At 70.4% G+C, this 22,033-nt stretch carries 16 protein-coding genes; 8 read left to right on the forward strand and 8 right to left on the reverse strand.

The window, feature by feature from the left end:
• Window positions 1–100 precede the first annotated feature (100 nt).
• The 7 genes from ACY34J_RS01525 (at window position 101) to ACY34J_RS01555 (ending at window position 10,154) form a co-directional block, all read left to right on the forward strand.
• The gene (locus tag ACY34J_RS01525) at window positions 101–1,324 is read left to right on the forward strand and encodes an ROK family transcriptional regulator (RefSeq protein WP_462724533.1); all 1,224 of its coding nucleotides are present in this window, start codon (window positions 101–103) and stop codon (window positions 1,322–1,324) included.
• 121 nt (window positions 1,325–1,445) lie between these two features.
• On the forward strand, window positions 1,446–2,531 hold the full coding sequence (locus ACY34J_RS01530; protein ID WP_462724431.1) for a sugar ABC transporter substrate-binding protein: 1,086 nt from the start codon (window positions 1,446–1,448) through the stop codon (window positions 2,529–2,531).
• 149 nt (window positions 2,532–2,680) lie between these two features.
• On the forward strand, window positions 2,681–3,469 hold the full coding sequence (locus ACY34J_RS01535) for an ATP-binding cassette domain-containing protein (RefSeq protein WP_462724432.1): 789 nt from the start codon (window positions 2,681–2,683) through the stop codon (window positions 3,467–3,469).
• Window positions 3,466–4,752, forward strand: coding sequence for a sugar ABC transporter permease (locus ACY34J_RS01540; protein ID WP_462724433.1), 1,287 nt, complete (start codon window positions 3,466–3,468; stop codon window positions 4,750–4,752). The genes ACY34J_RS01535 and ACY34J_RS01540 overlap by 4 nt, the downstream gene beginning before the upstream one ends.
• Window positions 4,753–4,939: 187 nt before the next feature.
• On the forward strand, window positions 4,940–6,859 hold the full coding sequence (dxs, locus tag ACY34J_RS01545) for a 1-deoxy-D-xylulose-5-phosphate synthase (RefSeq protein WP_462724534.1): 1,920 nt from the start codon (window positions 4,940–4,942) through the stop codon (window positions 6,857–6,859).
• Between the two features lie 214 nt (window positions 6,860–7,073).
• Window positions 7,074–8,543, forward strand: coding sequence for an amino acid permease (locus tag ACY34J_RS01550; protein ID WP_462724535.1), 1,470 nt, complete (start codon window positions 7,074–7,076; stop codon window positions 8,541–8,543).
• 72 nt (window positions 8,544–8,615) lie between these two features.
• On the forward strand, window positions 8,616–10,154 hold the full coding sequence (locus ACY34J_RS01555; RefSeq protein ID WP_462724434.1) for a glycosyltransferase family 39 protein: 1,539 nt from the start codon (window positions 8,616–8,618) through the stop codon (window positions 10,152–10,154).
• Between the two features lie 7 nt (window positions 10,155–10,161).
• Here the strand turns inward: ACY34J_RS01555 and ACY34J_RS01560 are convergent, their stop codons facing one another.
• The 6 genes from ACY34J_RS01560 to ACY34J_RS01585 all read right to left on the reverse strand — a co-directional run bounded on the left by ACY34J_RS01560 (window position 10,162) and on the right by ACY34J_RS01585 (window position 18,219).
• Window positions 10,162–11,220 (reverse strand): LCP family protein, encoded by a 1,059-nt coding sequence (locus ACY34J_RS01560; protein ID WP_462724435.1) that lies wholly within the window; start codon window positions 11,218–11,220, stop codon window positions 10,162–10,164.
• Window positions 11,221–11,453: 233 nt separating this feature from the next.
• Entirely contained in the window at window positions 11,454–13,583 is a 2,130-nt protein-coding gene (locus ACY34J_RS01565; protein WP_462724436.1) for a 3-hydroxyacyl-CoA dehydrogenase NAD-binding domain-containing protein, read from the reverse strand.
• Between the two features lie 73 nt (window positions 13,584–13,656).
• Entirely contained in the window at window positions 13,657–14,877 is a 1,221-nt protein-coding gene (locus ACY34J_RS01570; RefSeq protein ID WP_462724437.1) for a thiolase family protein, read from the reverse strand.
• A 407-nt stretch (window positions 14,878–15,284) separates the two neighbouring features.
• The gene (locus ACY34J_RS01575; protein ID WP_462724438.1) at window positions 15,285–16,559 is read right to left on the reverse strand and encodes an HRDC domain-containing protein; all 1,275 of its coding nucleotides are present in this window, start codon (window positions 16,557–16,559) and stop codon (window positions 15,285–15,287) included.
• 84 nt (window positions 16,560–16,643) lie between these two features.
• The gene (locus ACY34J_RS01580; protein WP_462724439.1) at window positions 16,644–17,306 is read right to left on the reverse strand and encodes a LuxR C-terminal-related transcriptional regulator; all 663 of its coding nucleotides are present in this window, start codon (window positions 17,304–17,306) and stop codon (window positions 16,644–16,646) included.
• A 262-nt stretch (window positions 17,307–17,568) separates the two neighbouring features.
• On the reverse strand, window positions 17,569–18,219 hold the full coding sequence (locus ACY34J_RS01585) for a DUF3000 domain-containing protein (RefSeq protein WP_462724440.1): 651 nt from the start codon (window positions 18,217–18,219) through the stop codon (window positions 17,569–17,571).
• Between the two features lie 92 nt (window positions 18,220–18,311).
• Between ACY34J_RS01585 and hemE the strand changes: the two genes are divergently transcribed.
• Window positions 18,312–19,385, forward strand: coding sequence for a uroporphyrinogen decarboxylase (gene hemE, locus ACY34J_RS01590; RefSeq protein WP_462724441.1), 1,074 nt, complete (start codon window positions 18,312–18,314; stop codon window positions 19,383–19,385).
• A 199-nt stretch (window positions 19,386–19,584) separates the two neighbouring features.
• Here the strand turns inward: hemE and ACY34J_RS01595 are convergent, their stop codons facing one another.
• Complete coding sequence (locus ACY34J_RS01595; RefSeq protein WP_462724442.1) at window positions 19,585–20,781, reverse strand: hypothetical protein; 1,197 nt, start codon at window positions 20,779–20,781, stop codon at window positions 19,585–19,587.
• 204 nt (window positions 20,782–20,985) lie between these two features.
• Window positions 20,986–21,906, reverse strand: coding sequence for a DUF4349 domain-containing protein (locus ACY34J_RS01600; protein WP_462724443.1), 921 nt, complete (start codon window positions 21,904–21,906; stop codon window positions 20,986–20,988).
• Between the last annotated feature and the right edge of the window lie 127 nt (window positions 21,907–22,033).

Genomic DNA, 22,033 nt, shown 5'->3' on the forward strand with positions numbered 1-22,033 from the left:
GGAGACAATCTGCGGGGCTCTTCTTAGAGTTCAGATGTTGTACACGACGGGGTCTCACCGGCGCGGCCCCGTCCTGCCAGGTGGGAGTGATCAGGCCGTGGTGGAGACTCCGGGATCGCAGTCATCGCTGCACCGGGCCAATCTGGAGCGGGTCGTCCGCGCCGTGCGGCTGGCCGGCTCGCTCACGCAGGCGGAGATCGCCCGCAGCACGGGGCTGTCCGCCGCCACGGTCTCCAACATCGTTCGGGAACTGAAGGACAGTGGGACCGTTGAGGTCACCCCGACCTCGGCCGGCGGCCGCCGCGCCCGCAGCGTCTCGCTCAGCGGCGACGCCGGTGTCGTCGTCGGCGTCGACTTCGGTCACACCCACCTGCGGGTCGCCGTCGGCAACCTCGCCCACCAGGTGCTCGCCGAGGAGGCGGAGCCGCTGGATGTGGACGCCTCCTCGTCCCAGGGCTTCGACCGGGCGGAACGCCTGGTCAACCGGCTGATCGACGCCACTGGTGTCGGCTTCGGCAAGGTCATCGGCGTGGGACTGGGCGTGCCCGGCCCCATCGACATGGAGACCGGCGCCCTCGGCTCGAGCGCGATCCTGCCCGGCTGGGTGGGCACCAACCCGCGCGAGGAGCTGGCGGGCCGGCTCGGGGTGCCGGTCTATGTGGACAACGATGCCAACCTGGGCGCGCTCGGCGAGATGGTCTGGGGCAGTGGCCGCGGGGTGAAGGACCTGGCCTACATCAAGATCGCCAGTGGTGTCGGTGCCGGCCTGGTGATCAACGGGCAGATCTACCGTGGACCCGGCGGTACGGCCGGGGAGATCGGGCACATCACTCTGGACGAGTCCGGCCCGGTGTGCCGCTGTGGCAACCGCGGCTGCCTGGAGACCTTCACCGCCGCCCGGTACGTCCTGTCGCTGCTGCAGCCGAGCCACGGACCCGATCTCACCATGGAGCGCATGGTGCAGCTCGCCCGCGAGGGCGATCCGGGCTGCCGCCGGGTCATCGGGGACGTGGGCCGCCACATCGGCAGCGGCGTGGCCAACCTGTGCAATCTTCTGAACCCAAGCCGGGTGGTCCTCGGCGGCGATCTCGCCGATGCGGGCGAGCTGGTGCTCGCGCCCATACGCGACTCCGTCGCGCGGTATGCCATCCCCAGTGCGGCCCGGCAGCTGTCCGTGGTCCCCGGGGCGCTCGGCGGCCGCGCCGAAGTGCTGGGCGCGCTCGCCCTCGTGCTGAGTGAAATGGGCGATTCCACCCTATTGGACGGCCGTTCGCCCGCCGACGCGCCGACCACGCCTCCGGCCATTGCACCCGCCTTCACTTAGATAACGAATGGCACCGTTGCCATCTCGTTAAGGATTTACTTCTTGACGCTCCGCTGACGGCCGAGTTGACTTCCTGCCACCTCGGCCGCAAGGACGCGGCCTCGTCAGGGAGGTTCCATACATGAACGCAACGATGCGTCGCGTCGTCATCGGCACTGCCGCGGTCTCGATGGCCCTGTCCATGGCCGCCTGTGGCAAGGCCGGGAGCAACGACAGCGGCAGCGGTAACAAGACGATCGGCCTGTTGCTGCCGGAGAACAAGACGACCCGCTACGAGACCTTCGACCGCCCGCTGATCGAGGGGAAGATCAAGTCGCTCTGCAAGGAGTGCAAGGTCGCCTACAACAACGCCAGCCAGGACACCGAGACCCAGAAGAAGCAGTTCGACGCCCTCATCACCAAGGGCGTGAAGGTCATCATCCTGGACGCGGTCGACGCCACCGCCACCAAGTCGTGGGTCGACGCGGCCGCCAAGAAGGGCGTCAAGGTCGTCGCGTACGACCGTCTGGCGGAGGGCGATGTCTCCGCGTACGTCTCCTACGACAACAAGAAGATCGGCGAGCTGCAGGGCCAGGGCGTCCTCAAGGCCCTCGGTGACAAGGCCGCCGACAGCCGCGTCGTGATGATCAATGGCTCGCCCACCGACCCGAACGCCGGCCTGTTCAAGGCGGGTGCGCACAGCGTCCTGGACGGCAAGGTCAAGAAGATCGTCTACGAGCAGGACATCCCGGACTGGTCGCCGGACGAGGCCAACAAGAAGATGTCCGCCGCCATCACCTCGCTGGGCAAGAAGGGCTTCGACGCCGTCTACTCGGCCAACGACGGCATGGCCGGCGGTATCGCCACGGCTCTGAAGTCGGCCGGCATCAAGGACGCCCCGCTCGGCGGCCAGGACGCCGAGCTCGCGGGTCTGCAGCGGATTCTCTCCGGCACCCAGACCTTCACCATCTACAAGGGGATCAAGCCCGAGGCCGAGACGACCGCCGAGATCGCGGTCGCGCTCCTCAACGGCAAGTCCATTGACTCCCTCGCGCCGCAGAAGGCCGACAGCAAGACCAAGAAGGGCATCCCGACCAAGCTCTACACCGCGACGATCGTGACCAAGGACAACATCAAGGACACGATCATCAAGGACAAGGTCTACACGGCCGATCAGATCTGCACGGCCGGCATCGCCAAGGCGTGCAAGGAAGCCGGGATCCAGTAACGGTAGATCCGTAGATCCGTAAGCCCGGCAAGAGCTCTCGTCCCTTGATCCCGTCCGGCGTCCGCCCCCACCACCCTGCTGCAGGGGGCGGACGCCGGACATTCCCCCACGCTGTTCCCCTTGTCTCCGCCTGACCGGCGGCGAAGGAGATGATTCACGTGTCCGCTACGCCCGTGCTGGCGTTGCGCGGGGTCTCCAAGCGGTTCGGCGCCGTCCAGGCGCTCACCGACGTCGATCTGGAGATCCATTCCGGTGAGGTGGTCGCCCTGGTGGGCGATAACGGTGCCGGAAAATCAACCCTGGTCAAGACCATCGCCGGGGTCCACCCCATCGATGAAGGCCTCATCGAGTGGGAGGGCCGGCCCGTCACCATCCACCGGCCGCATGACGCCCAGGACCTCGGCATCGCGACCGTCTACCAGGACCTCGCGCTGTGCGACAACCTCGACGTCGTCGCCAACCTCTTCCTCGGCCGCGAACTGCGCCGCGCGGGCGTCATCGACGAAGTCGGGATGGAGAAGCGCGCCAAGGAACTGCTGCACACCCTGTCCATCCGCATCCCCAGCGTGCGCATCCCCATCGCCTCCCTCTCCGGTGGCCAGCGGCAGGTCGTGGCGATCGCCCGCGCCCTGATCGGCGACCCCAAGGTCGTCATCCTCGACGAGCCGACCGCCGCCCTCGGCGTGGAGCAGACCGCCCAGGTCCTCGACCTGGTCGAACGGCTGCGTGAGCGCGGTCTCGGTGTCATCCTCATCAGCCACAACATGGCCGATGTGAAGGCCGTCGCCGACCGGGTCGCCGTACTGCGCCTCGGCCGCAACAACGGTGTCTTCCCCGTCAAGGACACCTCCCACGAAGAGATCATCGCCGCGATCACCGGCGCCACGGACAACGCCGTGACCCGTCGGCAGGCGCGCACCGCGGAGGCAGCCAAATGAGTGACACCGCGAAGACCGTACGGAAGGACGCACAGCCGGTCGTCGACGACAGCGCCGCGCCGATCCCCGTGGTCGACCCGCGCCTGCTGGTACGGGAAGAGGGCTTCACCGGCTACTGGACCGAGTTCAAGCGCAAGGTGCGCGGCGGCGAGCTGGGCTCCATCCCGGTGGTCCTCGGCCTGATCGCCATCGCCGTGATCTTCCAGTCGCTGGACAGCAGCTTCCTGTCCGCCGACAGCATCAGCAACATCGGTGTCTACATCGCCGGGCCCGGCATCATGGCCGTCGGTATCGTCTTCGTCCTGCTGCTGGGCGAGATCGACCTGTCCGTCGGTTCGCTGGCCGGTCTGGGCGCCGCGGTCTGGGCCGTGCTCAGCGTCACCCACCACCAGAGCGACGGGGTCGCCGTACTGGTCGCGCTCCTCGTGGGCGCCGCGGCCGGCGCCATCCATGGCTTCTTTTTCGCCAAAGTCGGTGTGCCGGCCTTTGTGGTCACCCTCGCCGGTTTCCTCGGCTGGAGCGGCCTGCAGATCTGGCTGATGGGCCAGGAAGGCAGCATCAACACGCCCAGCGGCAGCATCGTCGACGACCTCACCAACTACTACTTCGAGGACATCTCGGCCGCTTACGGACTGGCCCTCGTCGCCGTTGTGGCCTACCTCGCCTCGATGCTCCTCGACAGCCGCCGCCGGCGCGCCGCCGATCTGCCGTACCGGCCGTTCAGCGAGATCGTGCTGCGTACGGTCCTTCTCGCGGTGGTCGTCTTCGCGGGGGCGTACGAGCTCAACCAGTCGCGCGGCCTGCCGCTCGCCCTGGTGATCTTCCTCGCGGTTCTGGTCGTCGCCGACTTCGTCGTACGGCGCACCTCCTACGGCCGCCAGATCTTCGCCGTCGGCGGCAGCACCGAGGCCGCCCGCCGGGCCGGTATCGGCGTCGAGAAGGTCCGGATCACGGTCTTCACGATCTCCTCCACGCTGGCCGTGGTCGGCGGTCTGTTCATCGCCAGCCAGTCCGGCGGCGCGACCAAGAGCCTGGGCAGCGGCAACCTGCTGATGAACGTCATCGCCGCGGCCGTCATCGGCGGCACCAGCCTCTTCGGCGGGCGCGGCAAGATCTGGTCCGCGCTGCTGGGCATGCTCGTCATCCAGTCGATCATGCAGGGGCTGAACCTGCTGGGGATGGCCAGTGAGATTCAGTACATGATCACCGGCGCGGTGCTCCTGGCCGCCGTGGTCCTGGACTCCGTCTCCCGCCGCACCCAGAAGACGGCGGGCCGCGCCTGACAGGCGGTTCAGCACAGCGCACAACCACAGGCCTGCGTGCCCGCCGCCGACCGGCGGCGGGCACGCAGGCCTGTGCTCCCCATGCGTGACCTTAATCTCATGGCCCGGTCCAACGCGCCTCGAGCGGAAGATTAGACTCGGCGGATCGGCACAGCTCGACAGCAAGCTCGACAGCAAGGAGGCACGGGTGGCGCTGCTGACCCGCATCAGGGGACCGCGCGATCTGGACCGGCTCGGACCGGAGCAGCTGAACCGGCTGGCGGGAGAGATCCGTACCTTCCTTGTCGATGCCGTCTCCAAGACAGGCGGCCACCTCGGACCCAACCTCGGCGTGGTCGAGCTGACCATCGCCCTGCACCGCGTCTTCGACTCCCCGAAGGACAAGATCCTCTTCGACACCGGGCACCAGTCCTACGTCCACAAGCTGCTCACGGGCCGTCAGGACTTCACCAAGCTGCGCGCGAAGGGCGGGCTGTCCGGCTACCCGTCCCGCGCCGAGTCCGAGCACGACATCATCGAGAACAGCCACGCCTCCACCGTCCTGGGCTGGGCCGACGGCTTCGCCAAGGCCAACCAGCTGCTGGGCCGGGACAACCGCGTCGTCGCCGTCATCGGGGACGGGGCGCTGACCGGCGGTATGGCCTGGGAGGCGCTGAACAACATCGCCGCGGCCAAGGACCGCCCGCTGGTCATCGTCGTCAACGACAACGAGCGCTCCTACGCCCCGACCATCGGCGGTCTGGCCAACCACCTGGCCACCCTCCGTACGACCGACGGCTATGAGCGTTTCCTCGCGCGCGGCAAGGAGATGCTCAACCGCACCCCTGTCGTCGGCAAGCCGCTGTACGACACCCTGCACGGCGCCAAGAAGGGCCTGAAGGACTTCATCGCCCCCCAGGGCATGTTCGAGGACCTGGGTCTGAAGTACGTCGGCCCGATCGACGGCCACGACATCGAGGCCCTGGAGTCCGCGCTGCAGCGCGCCCAGCGCTTCGGCGGCCCGGTGATCGTGCACTGCCTCACCGAGAAGGGCCGCGGCTACCAGCCCGCCGTCCAGGACGAGGCCGACCGCTTCCACGCCGTCCCCGTCATCCACCCCGACACCGGCCTGCCGGTCTCGGCCGCCGGCGCCGACTGGACCTCCGTCTTCGGCGAGGAGATGGTCAAACTCGGCAAGGAGCGCGAGGACATCGTCGCCATCACCGCGGCGATGCTGCAGCCGGTCGGCCTGCAGAAGTTCGCCGACGCCTACCCCGACCGGGTGTACGACGTGGGCATCGCGGAGCAGCACGCCGCCACCTCGGCGGCGGGCCTGGCGAGCGCCGGTCTGCACCCCGTCGTCGCCATCTACGCCACCTTCCTCAACCGCGCCTTCGACCAGGTCCTGATGGACGTCGCCCTGCACAAGTGCGGGGTCACCTTCGTCCTGGACCGGGCCGGGGTCACCGGCAGCGACGGCGCGTCCCACAACGGCATGTGGGACATGTCGGTTCTGCAGTGCGTCCCCACCCTGCGGATCGCCGCGCCGCGCGACGCCGACCAGCTGCGCGCCCAGCTGCGCGAGGCCGTCGACGTCGACGACGCCCCGACCGTCGTCCGCTACTCCAAGGGCGCGGTGGGCCCGGCGGTGCGTGCCGTCGGCCGCATCGGCGGCATGGACCTGCTGCGCGAGCCGGCCGAGGAGACGGAGCGGCCCGACGTCCTTCTGGTCTCCGTCGGCGCCCTCGCCCCGATGTGCCTGGAGGTCGCCAACCTCCTCGACAAGCAGGGCATCTCCACGACCGTCGTCGACCCGCGCTGGGTCAAGCCGGTCGACGAGCACCTGCCCGCGCTGGCCGAACGCCACCGCGTCGTCGTCACCGTCGAGGACAACAGCCGTGCGGGTGGCGTCGGTTCGGCCGTCGCCCAGGCGCTGCGGGACGCGGGCGTGGACGTACCGCTGCGCGACTTCGGCATTCCGCCCCGTTTTCTGGACCACGCCTCCCGCAAGGAGGTCCTCGCGGAGATCGGGCTGACCGCGCCCGACATCGCCCGCCAGGTCACCGGTCTGGTCGCCAAGCTGGACGGCCGCCTGGAGGACCAGCCGGCCGGCGCCGCCCGCGACTGAGGTCTCGCGCAGGAACGTCCCTCTGGGCTGGTCGGAGTACGTACTCCGACCAGCCCAGCTGTTTTCGCCCCCGCGCATTCCAATGGGTGAATCCCCACCCAAGCGGCCTTGCTGGTACGCACCCTCCCGTTCGGGTACGAGAACCATGGCGCGGACAGGCGAACATGGAGGTGCACCGGTGGCCACGTCAGAACCCAAGCGCAGCGCCGGAGGCATGTTCCGGACCAAGTCGGTCGAGCAGTCCATCCAGGACACGGAAGAGCCGGACCATGCGCTCAGCCGTTCCCTCTCCGCGCTCGACCTCACGGTCTTTGGTGTCGGTGTCATCATCGGCACCGGCATCTTCGTGCTCACCGGAGCCGTGGCGAAGGAGCAGGCCGGGCCCGCGACGGCGCTGTCCTTCGTCATCGCCGGCGTCGTCTGTGCGCTGGCCGCCCTGTGCTACGCCGAGTTCGCCTCGACGGTGCCGGTGGCCGGTTCCGCGTACACCTTCTCGTACGCCTCGATCGGCGAACTGCCCGCCTGGATCATCGGCTGGGACCTGATCCTGGAGTTCGCGCTCGGCACCGCCGTGGTCGCGGTCGGCTGGTCCGGCTATATGCGCTCGCTGCTGGACAACGTCGGGGTGCATCTGCCAAGAGCCCTCGAGGGGCCGGGTGCGGGGCCCGGTTTCGGCTTCGACCTGCTTGCCTTCCTGCTGGTCATCGTGCTCACCACGATCCTGGTGTTCGGGATGAAGCTGTCCGCGCGCGTCACCGCGGTCGTTGTCGCGGTCAAGGTCACCGTGGTGCTGCTGGTCATCATCGCCGGCGCGTTCTTCATCAGGGCCGCCAACTACTCGCCGTTCATCCCGCCGGCCCAGGGGACGGTCTCGGGGTCCGGCCTCAAAGCGCCGCTCATCCAGCTGATGTTCGGCTATCAGCCGACGACCTTCGGCGTTGAGGGGATCTTCACCGCCGCGGCCATCGTCTTCTTCGCCTTCATCGGTTTCGACGTGGTGGCGACCACGGCCGAGGAGACCCGCATCCCGCAGCGGGACATGCCGCGCGGCATTCTCGGCTCGCTCTTCATCTGCACCGGACTGTACGTCGGCGTGTCGGTGGTGGTCGTCGGCATGCAGAATTACCGGAAGCTGACCGTGGAGGCACCGCTCGCCGACGCCTTCAAATCGATCGGGCACCCCATCTACGCCGGCATCATCAGTTTCGGCGCCGCGGTCGGTCTCACCACCGTGTGCCTGATCCTGCTCCTGGGCCAGACCCGGGTGTTCTTCGCGATGAGCCGCGACGGGCTGCTTCCTCGGTTCTTCGCCAAAACGCATCCGCGCTATGCCACGCCGTACCGCTCGACGATCGTGCTCGGCGTGGTCATCGCCATCGTCGCGGGCTTCACCACCATCTCCGCGCTGGCGGCGCTGGTGAACATCGGAACGCTCTTCGCCTTCGTCGTCGTCGCCCTGGGCGTCATCGTGCTGCGCCGCACCAGGCCCGACCTGCCCCGTGCCTTCCGTACCCCGTGGGTGCCGGTGCTCCCCATCGCCTCGGTGGCCGCCTCGGTCTGGCTGATGCTCAACCTCCCGGCGGAGACCTGGATCCGGTTCGGGGTGTGGATGGCGGCCGGCTTCGTCATCTACTTCGTGTACGGGCGGACGCACAGCCGACTGACCGCCACCTCCCGGCTGTAGCCCGGAACAAAGCCGGTACTACACCCGTATGTCGCCGCAGGCGGTGGCATACGGGGCTCTAGGTTGAGGCCCATGTCTGCCGTGCTGTCGGCGCCGTGGGCCTCGATCCGGCCCGCCGAAGCCGCCGAACGCTGCTTCTGGCGGCGGCTGCTGCCCCTCCTCGCGGGGCTGGCCCTGCTCACCCGGCTGCCGTCCTTCGCCCGCCCGCTGTGGAACTCGGACGAGGGCTATCTCGCCGTCCAGGCCCGGATACTGGCGGCCGGCGGGGCCCTGTACGAGACCGTCGTGGACCGTAAGCCGCCGCTGCTGCCCTGGCTGTACGAGGGGGTGTTCGCGCTCTGCGGCGATCACTCGCTGCTGCCGCTGCGCGTCCTGGCCGCGCTCGCGCAGCTGGTGACGGCCGCGACGCTCGCATCCATCGCGTACGGGCGGTGGGGTGAGCGGGCCGGGCGGACGGCCGGGGTGCTGTACCTCCTGGTCTCGATCGGGCTCAACCCGGAGGACACCCAGGCCGCGACATTCGAGGTCTTCATGCTCCCCGCGACGGCGGCGGCGATGTGGTGCGCGGATCGCCGGCGGTGGGGTGCGGCGGGAGCGGCCGTGGCGGTCGCCGCGCTCACCAAGCAGACCGGGGGAGCGGTCCTGCTGCCGGTGCTGTGGCTGCTGTGGCGGTACGAGCGCCGGGGCGGCCCGGCAGCGCTGCCGGGGCTGTGGTCCGGTGGCGGCGGCTCCGACGGGCGCACCGGGCCGGACCAGGCGAAGGCGGCATGGCGGCTGGCGCTGGGGATCGCGGGGCCTGTGGCCGTGGCCGCGCTGGTCACCGGTCCGGCCGGCTTCCTGTTCTGGACGGTGACCGGCTCCGGCCAGTACGCGTCCCTGGCCGGCTCAGAACTCCACGTGCTCTCCCGGGCCTTGGTCAATGCGCTGCTGGTCGGTGCGGCCTGCGCCGGGCTGATCGCGCCCATGGCGAGCCTGCTGCGGCGCGAGGGCACGCGCTGTCGCGTCCTGCCGCCCGACCTGTGGCTATGGCTCGCGTCGTCCGCGTTCGCGGTAGCCCTCGGCTTCCACTTCTTCGGCCACTACTACCTTCAACTGATGCCGCCGCTGGCGCTGCTGGGCACGGCGGCACTCCAGAAGCTGCCGGGGCAGTGGCTGCGCACGTCGGCGCTGTGCTCGGTGGCGTCCTGCGCCGCGTTCCTGGTGTGGGGCGCGGCGGCCCCGAGCGCCGAACTGGGCCACTCCGAGCGCCTCGCGGCCGCCGTCCAGCAGCGCACCCGGCCCGGCGACCGGGTGCTGTTCTGGGGAATGCACCCGGAGCAGTACTGGCTCGCCGACCGCACCCCCGCCAGCCGCTTCCTCACCGCCGGTCTGCTCACCAACTACAGCGGCGGGCGGCTCGGGGCGGCGGTCGGTGAGCGTTACGCGGTGCCCGGCTCCTGGCCCGTCTTCCGGCGTGAACTCCACGCCGACCCCCCGGCGCTGATCGTGGACGACTCCCGGGGGAAGCCGTACGGGCCCTACCGCACGCCCACGCTGAGGGCGTTCCTGGCGGCGCACTACACCCCGGCGATCACCGTGGACGGTGCAATCCTCTATACGCGCCTGTCCTGACGCCGCGTCACCTCGGCGACGAGGGTGCCGAAGCCGGGGACTTCTTGGCCGGCTCGGGCACCTCCCGGTCGGCTCTGATCGCCTGCCACAGCGTGGAGGCCTGCGGCTCCGCCGCGACCACCCGGTTCGGGTCGATCCTGTCGTACTCCACCGGCAGCATGACCGTCTCCATGGTGCCGGTGTCCAACGTCCTGAGGTTCTTGGCGAAACCGACGAGCGAGGTGAGGGAGTCGAGCTCGGAGTCGGTGGTGAGCGACTGTGTCGCGGCATCCGCGACCTCGTAGAGCCTGGCCGGGTGGGTCAGCAGCCGCTGCGCGCGGATCTCGTTCAGCAGCGCCAGCATGAACTGCTGCTGCAGGCCGATCCGGCCCAGGTCGCTCCCGTCGCCGATGCCGTGCCGGGTCCGGACGAAGGCCAGGGCCTGGGTGCCGTTCAGCCGGTGGGTGCCCGCCTCGAGGTCGAGTCCACTGCTGCGGTCGTGGATCGGCCGGTCGGTGGTGACGGTGACCCCGCCGAGCGCGTCCACGAGGTCCTTGAAGCCGGTGAAGTCGATCTCCAGATAGTGATCGATGCGCACTCCGGACATCTTCTCGACGGTCTTGACCACGCACGCCGGGCCGCCGAGCGTGTAGACGGAGTTGAACATGACCCGCTGCGCGGTCGGCAGGGTCGTACCGTCGGCCTTCTTGCAGCTTGGACGGGTTATCAGGGTGTCCCGCGGGATGCTCACGGCGGTCGCCCGCCGGCCGTCGCCGGGGATGTGCAGCACCAGGGCGGTGTCGGAGCGGGCCGTACCGCCGAGATCACCGCCGCCGCCCAGCTTCCGGTTGGCGCCCGACCGGGAGTCGGAGCCGAGGATCAGGATGTCCTGTGAGCCGTTCGGCGGATTCGCCGGGCGGTCGCCGCCGATGGCGTCGTCGATGTCGACGCCGTGCAGATTGCGGTTGAGGCTGGTGTATATCCCGCCGGTCACCCCGCCCCCGAGGAGTACGGCAGCGGCGACGCCCCACAGCAGGACGCTGCGGCCTCTGCTCCGCTTTCCGGGCTTGCTTGTCCCGTTCGTCATGGTCTCTTCTCATCCTCTGGCCGGGCCGTCGGGCGACGGGCGGTGCTCCGTACTGGCTCCTCCGGACGGTGGGGGGACAGGACTGAGGCCAGAAGTGCCGACTGGAGTCTATGAGGCCCAAGTTCGAACGTGATTCCCAAATTCGCAAAAAAATAGGCGACTTGGGGATATGTATAAGACGGCGCCCGCCCGCGGAGTGCGGGCGGGCGCCGTCAGGCCCGTATGCGGGTGCGTTACGCCGGGACGCTGGCGACGCCCGGGGCCAGGAACCTCTTGCCGTGCACGCGCTCGGAGACACCCTCACGGTCCAGGTACGGCGTGATGCCGCCCAGGTGGAAGGGCCAGCCGGCGCCGGTGATCAGGCAGAGGTCGATGTCCTGGGCCTCGGCGACGACACCCTCCTCCAGCATCAGGCCGATCTCCTGCGCGACCGCGTCCAGGACACGGGCGCGGACCTGCTCCTCCGTCAGGACGGTGTCGCCCTGCTTCAGGAGGGCGGCGACCTCCGGGTCCAGCTCGGGCTTGCCCGAGTCGTAGACGTAGAAGCCGCGCTTGCCGGCCTCGACGACCGCCTTCAGGTTCGGGGAGACCTTGAAGCGCTCCGGGAAGGCGCGGTTCAAGGTCTCGGAGACGTGCAGACCGATGGCCGGGCCGACGAGCTCCAGGAGGACCAGCGGGGACATCGGCAGACCGAGCGGCTCGATGGCCTTCTCGGCCGTCATGACCGGGGTGCCCTCGTCGATGACGTTCTGGATCTCGCCCATGAAGCGGGTCAGGATGCGGTTCACAACGAACGCGGGGGCGTCCTTGGTGAGCACCGCGGTCTTCTTCAGCTTCTTGGCGACGCCGAAGGCGGTGGCCAGCGACGCGTCATCCGTCTTCTCACCGCGGACGATCTCCAGCAGCGGCAGGACCGCGACCGGGTTGAAGAAGTGGAAGCCGACGACCCGCTCGGGGTGCCGCAGCTTCGACGCCATCTCGCTGACCGAGAGCGAGGAGGTGTTGGTGGCGAGGATCGCGTGCTCCTGCACGACCGCCTCGACCTCGGCGAACACCTTCTGCTTGACGCCCATCTCCTCGAAGACGGCCTCGATCACGAAGTCCGCGTCGCCGAAGCCGGCGGCCTTGTCGAGCGTGCCGGTGACCAGGGCTTTGAGCCGGTTGGCCTTGTCCTGGTTGACGCGGCCCTTGGCCAGCAGCTTGTCGATCTCGCCGTGGACGTAGCCGACGCCCTTGTCCACGCGCTCCTGGTCGATATCGGTCAGCACGACCGGCACCTCCAGGCGGCGGGCGAACAGCAGCGCCAGCTGAGAGGCCATCAGACCGGCGCCGACCACGCCCACCTTGCTGACCGGGCGGGCCAGGCTCTTGTCCGGGGCACCGGCCGGGCGCTTGGCGCGCTTCTGTACGAGGTTGAAGGCGTAGATGCCGCTGCGCAGCTCGCCACCCATGATCAGGTCAGCGAGGGCCCGGTCCTCGGAGTCGAAGCCCTGGCGCAGGTCGCCGTTCTTGGCGGCGGCGATGATGTCCAGCGCACGGTAGGCGGCCGGGGCCGCGCCGTGCACCTTCCCGTCGGCGATGAACTTGCCGCGCTCGACGGCCTGGTCCCAGGCCTCGCCCCGGTCGACCTCGGCCCGTACGACCTCCAGCTCGCCCCGGAGGACCGAGGCAGTCCAGATCAGGGACTGCTCCAGGAAGTCCGCGCCCTCGAAGACCGCGTCCGCGATGCCCAGCTCGTAGACCTGCTTGCCCTTGAGCTGCTTGTTCTGGTTCAGCGAGTTCTCGATGATGACCGAGACCGCGCGGTCGGCACCGATGAGGTTCGGCAGGATGGTGCAGCCGCCCCAGCCGGGGACCAGACCGAGAAACACCTCGGGCAGGGAGAAGGCCGGGACCGCCGCCGAGACGGTGCGGTAGGTGCAGTGCAGACCGACCTCGACGCCGCCGCCCATCGCCGCACCGTTGTAGTACGCGAAGGTGGGCACGGCGAGCGCGGCGAGGCGCTTGAAGACGTCGTGGCCGCCCTTGCCGATGGCCAGCGCATCCTCGTGGCGCCCCAGCAGCTCGACGCCCTTGAGGTCGGCGCCGACCGCGAAGATGAACGGCTTGCCGGTGAGACCGACACCGACGATCTCGCCGTCGGCGGCCTCCTTCTCGACCTGGTCGATCGCGGCGTTCAGGTTCGCCAGCGACTGCGGGCCGAAGGTCGTCGGCTTGGTGTGGTCCAGGCCGTTGTCCAGGGTGATCAGTGCGAACCGGCCGGCACCCTGCGGAAGGTCGAGGTGGCGTACGTGCGCCTGCGTCACGACCTCGTCGGGGAAGAGCTCTGCGGCGCCCTTCAACAGCTCAGCGGTGGTCGTCATGCCGCGCCCTCGCTTCGCTCGGTCGGCCATGCCGACGTCGTGCACCTTCCCATGGTTCGCTCGCTCCGCTCGCTCACTTGCCTGCTCCCTCGAAGTGCGGGTTCTCCCAGATCACGGTGCCGCCCATACCGAAGCCCACACACATCGTGGTGATGCCGTAGCGGACGTGCGGCTGCTCCTCGAACTGCCGCGCCAGCTGCGTCATCAGCCGGACGCCGGAGGACGCGAGCGGGTGGCCGAAGGCGATGGCGCCGCCGTACTGGTTGACGCGCGGGTCGTCGTCCGCGATGCCGTAGTGGTCGAGCAGAGCCAGCACCTGGACGGCGAAGGCCTCGTTGATCTCGAACAGGCCGATGTCGTCGATCGACAGGCCCGCCTTGGCCAGCGCCTTCTCGGTGGACGGCACCGGGCCGATGCCCATGACCTCGGGCTCAACGCCCGCGAAGGCGTAGGAGACCAGGCGCATCTTGACCGGCAGTTCCAGCTCGCGCGCCACGTCCTCGGCGGCGACGAGTGAGGCGGTGGCACCGTCGTTCAGGCCCGCCGCGTTGCCCGCGGTGACGCGGCCGTGCGCCCGGAACGGGGTCTTCAGGCCGGCCAGGCTCTCCAGCGTGGTGCCGGGCCGCATCGGCTCGTCCGCGGTGGCGAGGCCCCAGCCGGTCTCGCCGCCCTCGGGGTTGGTACGGCGGACGGAGATCGGCACCAGGTCGGCCTGGATCTTGCCGTCGGCGTACGCCTTGGCGGCCTTCTCCTGGCTGCGCACGGCGTACTCGTCGGCGCGCTGCTTGGTGATGTGCGGGAAGCGGTCGTGCAGGTTCTCCGCCGTCATACCCATGAAGAGGGCGGACTCGTCGACCAGCTTCTCCGACACGAAGCGCGGGTTGGGGTCGACGGCCTCGCCCATCGGGTGCCGACCCATGTGCTCGACACCGCCGGCGACGACGAGGTCGTAGGCGCCGAAGGCGATGGAACCCGCGGTGGTGGTGACGGCCGTCATCGCACCGGCGCACATCCGGTCGATGGAGTAGCCGGGGACCGACTGCGGCAGGCCGGCGAGGATGCCGGCGGTCCGGCCGAGGGTCAGGCCCTGGTCACCGATCTGGGTGGTGGCTGCGATGGCAACCTCGTCGATGCGCTCCGGAGGCAGGTTCGGGTTACGGCGCAGCAGCTCGCGGATGCACTTGACGACCAGGTCGTCGGCCCGGGTCTCGTGGTAGATGCCCTTCGGGCCCGCTTTGCCGAACGGGGTGCGGACGCCGTCGACGAAGACGACATCCCTGGCGGTACGAGGCACGTTGGCTCTCCTCCTGATGCGGAACGGGCACTGCGGGGCCGCTGGCCGCGGGGACCGCTCCGCGGTGCGGGTGGCGGTGGCGGCGCTGAGGCGAGGCTGCCTGCGGCGGCTCTGAAGCACATGCTACTTACGGGTAACCATGCTGCCCACCCCTGCCGCCCGGAGCGTCGCAGATCACAGTCGGTTCCCTCGCGCGGCCGCTTGGTCATGGGGGCTCACCTCCGCCCGGATCTGCGATGTCGCGCTCGAACAGGTACCTGGGGCGGGGCACCCGGAAACACGGTGGGCGGCACCCGAGTGGGTGCCGCCCACCGTGTTTCCCGGTCGAGAGCCGTCTGCGGCACCGCCCCGGCGCGTCGGTCGGGCCCGGTGGCGCGTGGTGGTCGCCTGAAGGCGGATGCGAGCGGCTAGGGAGACGTGGTCGACAGGGCCCCGGCCAGCAGCGCGGCCGTCTGCTCGATCTGCCAGGGCCGGGCGCCGTGCTGGGCGAGGAACTCCGAGACCGCCTCCACCGTCGGCTCGGCCGGCGGCTCCCAGCACAGCCGCCGCACCGTGTCGGGCGTGATCAGGTTCTCCTGGGGCAGGTTCAGCCGCTCCGCGTGAGCCGTCACCGCGGCCCGGGCCGTCGACAGCCGGGCGGCGGCCGCCGGGTCCTTGTCCGCCCAGGCGCGCGGCGGCGGAGGTCCGGCCACGGGCTGGCCCGGCTGCGGCAGCTCTGAGTCCGGCAGCTCGCGGGCCTGGTCAACGGCCGCCTGCCACTGCTCGAGCTGCTTGCGTCCCATCCGGTGCCCGAAGCCCGGCAGCCCGGCGAGCGCGTGGACGTTCCGTGGCAGGGCGAGGGCCGCCTCCACGATCGCGGCGTCGCTGAGGACCTTGCCCGGTGAGACGTCGCGCCGCTGCGCGATCCGGTCACGGGCGTACCACAGCGCCCGTACCACGGCCATCTGCCGCCGCCGGCGCACCTTGTGCATGCCGGAGGTGCGGCGCCAGGGGTCCTTGCGGGGCGGGGGCGGCGGTGCGGTGGCGATCGCCGCGAACTCCTGGTGGGCCCAGTCCAGCTTGCCCTGCCGGTCCAGCTCCTTCTCCAGCGCGTCGCGCAGGTCGACCAGCAGCTCGACGTCGAGCGCGGCGTACCGCAGCCATGGCTCGGGCAGCGGCCGGGTGGACCAGTCGACGGCGGAGTGCCCCTTCTCCAGGGCGTAGCCGAGGACGCTCTCGACCATGGCGCCGAGCCCGACCCGGGCGAACCCCGCGAGCCGCCCGGCGAGCTCGGTGTCGAACAGCCGCACCGGCGTCATGCCTATGTCGCGCAGACAGGGCAGGTCCTGGGTCGCGGCGTGCAGCACCCACTCGCAGTCACTGAGCGCGGCGCCCAGCCCGCCGAGGTCCGGGCACCCGATGGGGTCGATCAGGGCTGTGCCCGCTCCGGCACGCCTGAGCTGCACGAGATAGGCCCGCTGACCATAGCGGTAGCCGGACGCGCGCTCGGCGTCGACGGCGACGGGGCCGGTGCCGGCGGCGAAGGCCGCCACCACCTCTCGCAGCGCCTCCGGGGTGGAGGTCACGGGCGGAATGCCCTCGCGGGGCTCAAGGAGAGGGACCGGCGCCGACTGTAGGTCCGGGGGAGCGTCCCCGGGGCTGCGCAGTGTCTGGTCTGCTGCGGTGTCTTGGGCGTCGGTCACCAGTCAAGGGTATCTATGGATGTCGCGCACCCGTCGACGGAACGTTCCGTCGACGGGAGCGCGTGTTCTTTCAGCTCTTCGTGGTCAGTGGATGATGCCGGTCCGCAGGGCGACGGCCACCATCCCGGCCCGGTCGCCGGTGCCGAGCTTGCGGGCGATGCGGGCGAGGTGGCTCTTGACGGTCAGCGCGGACAGTCCCATCGAGACGCCGATGGCCTTGTTGGACTGGCCCTCCGCAACCAGCCGCAGGACCTCGACCTCACGTCCGGACAGTTCGCGGTAGCCGCCCGGGTGCCCGGGCATGCCCGGCGGGCGGCGCTGCATCCGGGCCGCGGCGGCGCCGACCGGCGAGGCGCCCGGCCGGCCCGGGACACCAAGGTTGGTACGGGTGCCGGTGACGACATAGCCCTTGACACCGCCGGCCAGGGCATTGCGTACGGCGCCGATGTCGTCGGCGGCGGAAAGCGCGAGGCCGTTCGGCCAGCCTGCGGCCCGGGTCTCCGACAGCAGGGTGAGGCCGGAGCCGTCGGGGAGGTGGACATCGGCCACGCAGATGTCGCGCGGGTTGCCGATCCGGGGACGGGCCTCCGCGATCGAAGACGCCTCGATGACGTCACGCACCCCGAGAGCCCACAGATGGCGGGTGACGGTGGAGCGGACGCGGGGATCGGCGACGACGACCATGGCCGTCGGCTTGTTCGGGCGGTAGGCGACCAGGCTTGCGGGCTGCTCGAGGAGAACGGACACCAGGCCTCCTGGGGGAAGTGGCGGGGACGGGGCCGACTTGGGGGTGAGTCGGGGCGATCCCTACGGGAAGGGTCACAGACTCCTTCGGCAGCATCCGCGAGCGGCTTTAGCAAAAGATCACGATTCAGTGAGTAACAATTCGGGCAATTCGGATGCGCGATCGATCAGCAATGAACGCGGCGCGGGCGGTGAGCGGGCACGAACGGGCGTGACAACCGCCGTACGGAGGCCAGGGGCAGGTGGTCGGCCCGGGCGCGGAGGTTCAGTGGGGCTGCGGGCCGCGGCGCTGCGGCAGCGGTACCACGGCGGCGTCGGAGCCCGCGGCCGGCGGCAGCCCGGCGATCTGGCACAGCAGCTCGCACCAGGCCGCCAGATGCGCGGCCGTGTCAGGCACCCCGCGGGTGCCTTCGTGCGGCGTCCACGACGCACGGATCTCGATCTGCGTCGCCGGGGCGCGGTCGGCGAGGCCGCCGAAGTAGTGCGAGCCGGCCAGCGTCACGGTCCCGCTCGGTTCCCCGTACGCGACCCGGCGGGCCTCGAGCGCGCCGGTCAGCCAGGACCAGCTCACCTCGGGCAGCAGCGGGTCGGCCGCCATCTCCGGTTCGAGCTCCGCCCGCACCAAGGTGACCAGCCGGAAGGTTCCTTTCCAGGCGTCATGCCCGGCCGGGTCGTGCAGCAGCACCAGGCGTCCGTCGGCCAGATCGGCTCCGTCCTGGACGACCGCGGCCTCCAGTGCGTATGCGAAGGGGGCCAGCCGCTGCGGCGGTCGGGCCTGGTCGATCTCCATCTCGGGCCGGAGCCGTGCGGTGCGCAGCGCTTCGACTGCCTGCCGGAAAGGGAGCGGCGTCTCCTCCCCTTGCGTCTTGTCCGTGCCGTCAGCGTCATCCGAAAGTCGTCCCTCAGCCGCAGCCATGCCCGGAAGACTAGGCGGAACCGGAGACTTCGCCGGGTAGGGACACCCGGGTGCACACACCGTCTTGACGGCCGCATGCGAAGATTCTGGACGTGAGTGCCAACGAGCGCCCGTCGGGCCAGCAGCAGACCAGCACAGCCGTCGCCGAGTCGGCGTTTTTGAAGGCGTGCCGCCGCGAGCCGGTGCCGTACACCCCGGTCTGGTTCATGCGGCAGGCTGGGCGCTCGCTGCCGGAGTACCTGAAGGTGCGCGAGGGCATCCCGATGCTCGACTCCTGCATGCGCCCCGACCTCGTCAGGGAGATCACGCTGCAGCCGGTCCGGCGGCACAAGGTCGATGCGGCGATCTACTTCAGCGACATCGTCGTACCGCTGAAGGCCATCGGCATCGACCTCGACATCAAGCCCGGCGTCGGGCCGGTCGTGGCCCAGCCGATCCGTACCCGCGCCGACCTGGAGCGGCTGCGGGCGCTCGAGCCGGACGACGTGACGTACGTGACCGAGGCCGTCGGCATGCTGGTCGGCGAGCTGGGCGCCACCCCGCTGATCGGCTTCGCGGGAGCGCCGTTCACCCTCGCCAGTTACCTCGTGGAGGGCGGCCCGTCCCGCAACCACGAGCACACCAAGGCGCTCATGTACGGCGATCCGCAGCTGTGGGCCGATCTGCTGGACCGGCTCGCGGACATCACCGCCGCCTTCTTGAAGGTGCAGATCGAGGCGGGTGCCTCGGCGGTGCAGCTCTTCGACTCCTGGGTGGGCGCGCTCGCCCCCGCCGACTACCGCCGCTCGGTGATGGCGGCCTCGGCCAAGGTCTTCGACGCGGTCGCCGGCTACGGCCTGCCGCGTATCCACTTCGGCGTCGGTACGGGCGAGCTGCTCGGGCTGATGGGCGAGGCCGGGGCGGATGTCGTCGGCGTCGACTGGCGGGTGCCGCTGGACGAGGCCGCGCGCCGGGTCGGCCCCGGCAAGGCGCTCCAGGGGAACCTCGATCCGGCGGTGCTGTTCGCTCCGCGGGAGGCGGTCGAGGAGAAGACGCGGGAGGTGCTGGGGGCGGCGCGCGGGCTGGAGGGCCATGTGTTCAACCTCGGCCACGGGGTGCTTCCCTCGACGGACCCCGATGCGCTCAGCCGCCTCGTGGACTTCGTCCACACGGAGACGGCCCACTGACGCTGTGGGCTATGGCGGGCCGGACCCGCATCCGGCGCGAACCCTCGATGGGGGTTGCTGCTTCGTACGCGGCTGCACGCCGGTGACCGCGGTGTGCCCACCCTCCCCCTGGGCGCACCTCCAGGGCCGTCAGGCCCAAGGGGCTACCGCTGGGTGGTGCCCCCAGCCCAGCGGGGCGACTGCCCACACCTGTGTGTGATCAAGGCGGGCCGGAGCCCAGGAGGGTGGCCGCGCCGTAGGCGGCGGATGCCAGGGCCGCCGCGCTGAGGATCCAGGCCCGGCGCGCGGGCCGCAGCCTCAGCAGCGCCACCGCCGCGGGCAGCAGCAACGGAAACCCCGGCATCATCAACCGCGGCCGCGACCCGAAGTACCCGGCGCCGACCAGCGAGATCATCACCACCGCGCCGGTGTACACCAGCACCGGCAGCGGCAGCCGCTGCCGTACACACAGCCACACCAGCCAGAAGACCAGGCCCAGCGCCCCGCACAGCCCGAGCCCGGCCAGAACGTTCGTGGTCAGGTTCTGCCATACGAACCCGGCCAGCGCCCGACCGCCGTCGAAGCCGTTGCCCCACTGCCCCTGTACTTCGAAGTAGCCGAAGGCGCTGCCCTGCCGCACGCCCACGTACAGCACGTACGACAGCCAGCCCAGCGGCGCGAGCAGAATGCCCAGCAGCATGCGGGTGTGCCCGCGCAGCAGCTCGCCCGGCGGTGTACCCGCGCGGTACTCCCGGATCAGAACCACGGCGGCCGGGATGAAGACCGTCGCCACGACCGCCACGGCCGACGGCCGGGTCAGTCCGGCGGCCAGGGCCAAGCCGCCCGCCGTCACCCAGCGCCCGGTCAGTACCGCGTACAGCGCCCAGGCGGCCAGCGCGGTGAACAGCGTCTCGGTATAGGCCATCGACTGCACGAACGCGGTCGGGTAGGCGCCCCACAGCGCGGCCAGCACTACCCCCGCCGCCCGCCCGCGCAGCCTCTCACCGACCGCGTAGATCCCCCACGCGGCGACGAGCGAGGCGAGCCAGCTCACCAGCAGACCCGCGTCCCCGGCGCTCAGCGGGCTGATCGCGGAGATCGCCCGCTCCAGGGCCGGCAGCAGGGGGAAGAAGGCCAGGCTGGAGTGGAGGTCGCCGTTCGGGAGCTGGACCGCATAGCTGTATCCCCCGTCGGCGATACGCGCGTACCACAAGGAGTCCCAGCGTGCGCTGAGCAGCGTGTGCGGGCTCTTCCCGGCGGCCGCGGCTGCCACACCCAGGATCACCAGCCCGGTCAGCCGCACCGCGGCGTACGCCAGCAGGGCGGGTGCGGCGACGCGCAGCGAGGCCACCGCACGCTCCCTGCGGGAGGCGCGCGGCGGGGCCGCGACGGTCGGTATCCGGGTGAGTTCGGGCATGTGGGCGATTATCACCGAGTTCCGGAGCGGAGCAGAGCCGCGCAGGATATCCGGGTTCCAGCCCCATGCGTGGGCCCGCTCTCGCGCCTTGCGATCCGCCTACCCACCTGCCGCCCGGCGAGCATCTCGCTGCCTCGCATACGTATGCGCAGGTCGGCGGGCGTGCGCCAGACCGCCCGCCGACCCTACGAGACGCCGCAGCCGCTATGTGCGGTCCGGCGTGGTGGCGGATTCCGTCGTGGCCCCGCCGCTGTCCGGGCGTTCGGGCAGCCGGCCACGCACTGCCCGCCACACCAGTGCGAGCAGGGCCAGGGCCGCGGCGAAGGGCAGTGCTGCGCCGATCGCCACCGCTATCCAGCGGACGATCGTGACGAACGCGACCCAGCCGCCGGCCAGGGCGTCCAGGAAGCCCGGCCCGTCATCGTCCTTGTCCTTCTTCGGCTCGGTCTCGACCAGCATCAGGGTGATGGTCGACATGCTGGTGCGCTCCTTCAGAGACTGTTGTCGCGCCTTGAGCGCCTCCAGCTCGGCCTGACGGTTGCTCAACTCTCCTTCCAGCATGACGACATCGCTCAGTTTCGTCGCCTTGTCCATCAGCTCCCGCACCCGCGCGACGCTGGCCTCCTGGGACCTGATCCGGCTCTCGACGTCCACCACCTGGTCGGTGACGTCCTTGGCGTCGACCTTGCGCTCGACGAGCCGGCCGCCGCCCTTGGCCAGGTCACCGAGGTCGCCCAGGACGCTCTCGTACTCCGCCTGGGGCACGCGCAGTACCAGCCGGGACTGCTCGTGACCGCTCTGGTCCCGGCCGGTGGTCTCGTCGCCGACGTAGCCGCCCGCGCTCTCGGCGGTGGTCCGCGCGGTGTCGAGGGCTGTGGATACGTGCTTGACGCGCACGGTGAGGCGGGCGGTGCGGATGATGTGGGACGGGCCGAGCTTCGGCGTCCTGGGTGCCGCGCTCATGGCCGGATTACCCGGCTGCCGAGGGCCGCCTTCGACGGCCCCGCCTCCGCCCTTGGCATCGGTGTCGCCGTGTGCCGCGGCTCGGTCAGGCGCGGCGGACTTGGCGTTCTCCTCCACGGCACTGCTGCAGCCGGACAGCCCGAGCGAGGCGGCAAGCAGCACGGTGCCCAGCAGGGCGAGTGGCCGAGGCCGTGCCGACGGCCGCCTCGAGGGTGTCGTTGGATTGTTCATCGGGCCCCCACAGTGGTTGGTTGTTGCCCCTTGGACGGCTCGGGTGGGAGCCGGGTTG

Source organism: Streptomyces sp. HSS9-12 (assembly GCF_054963655.1).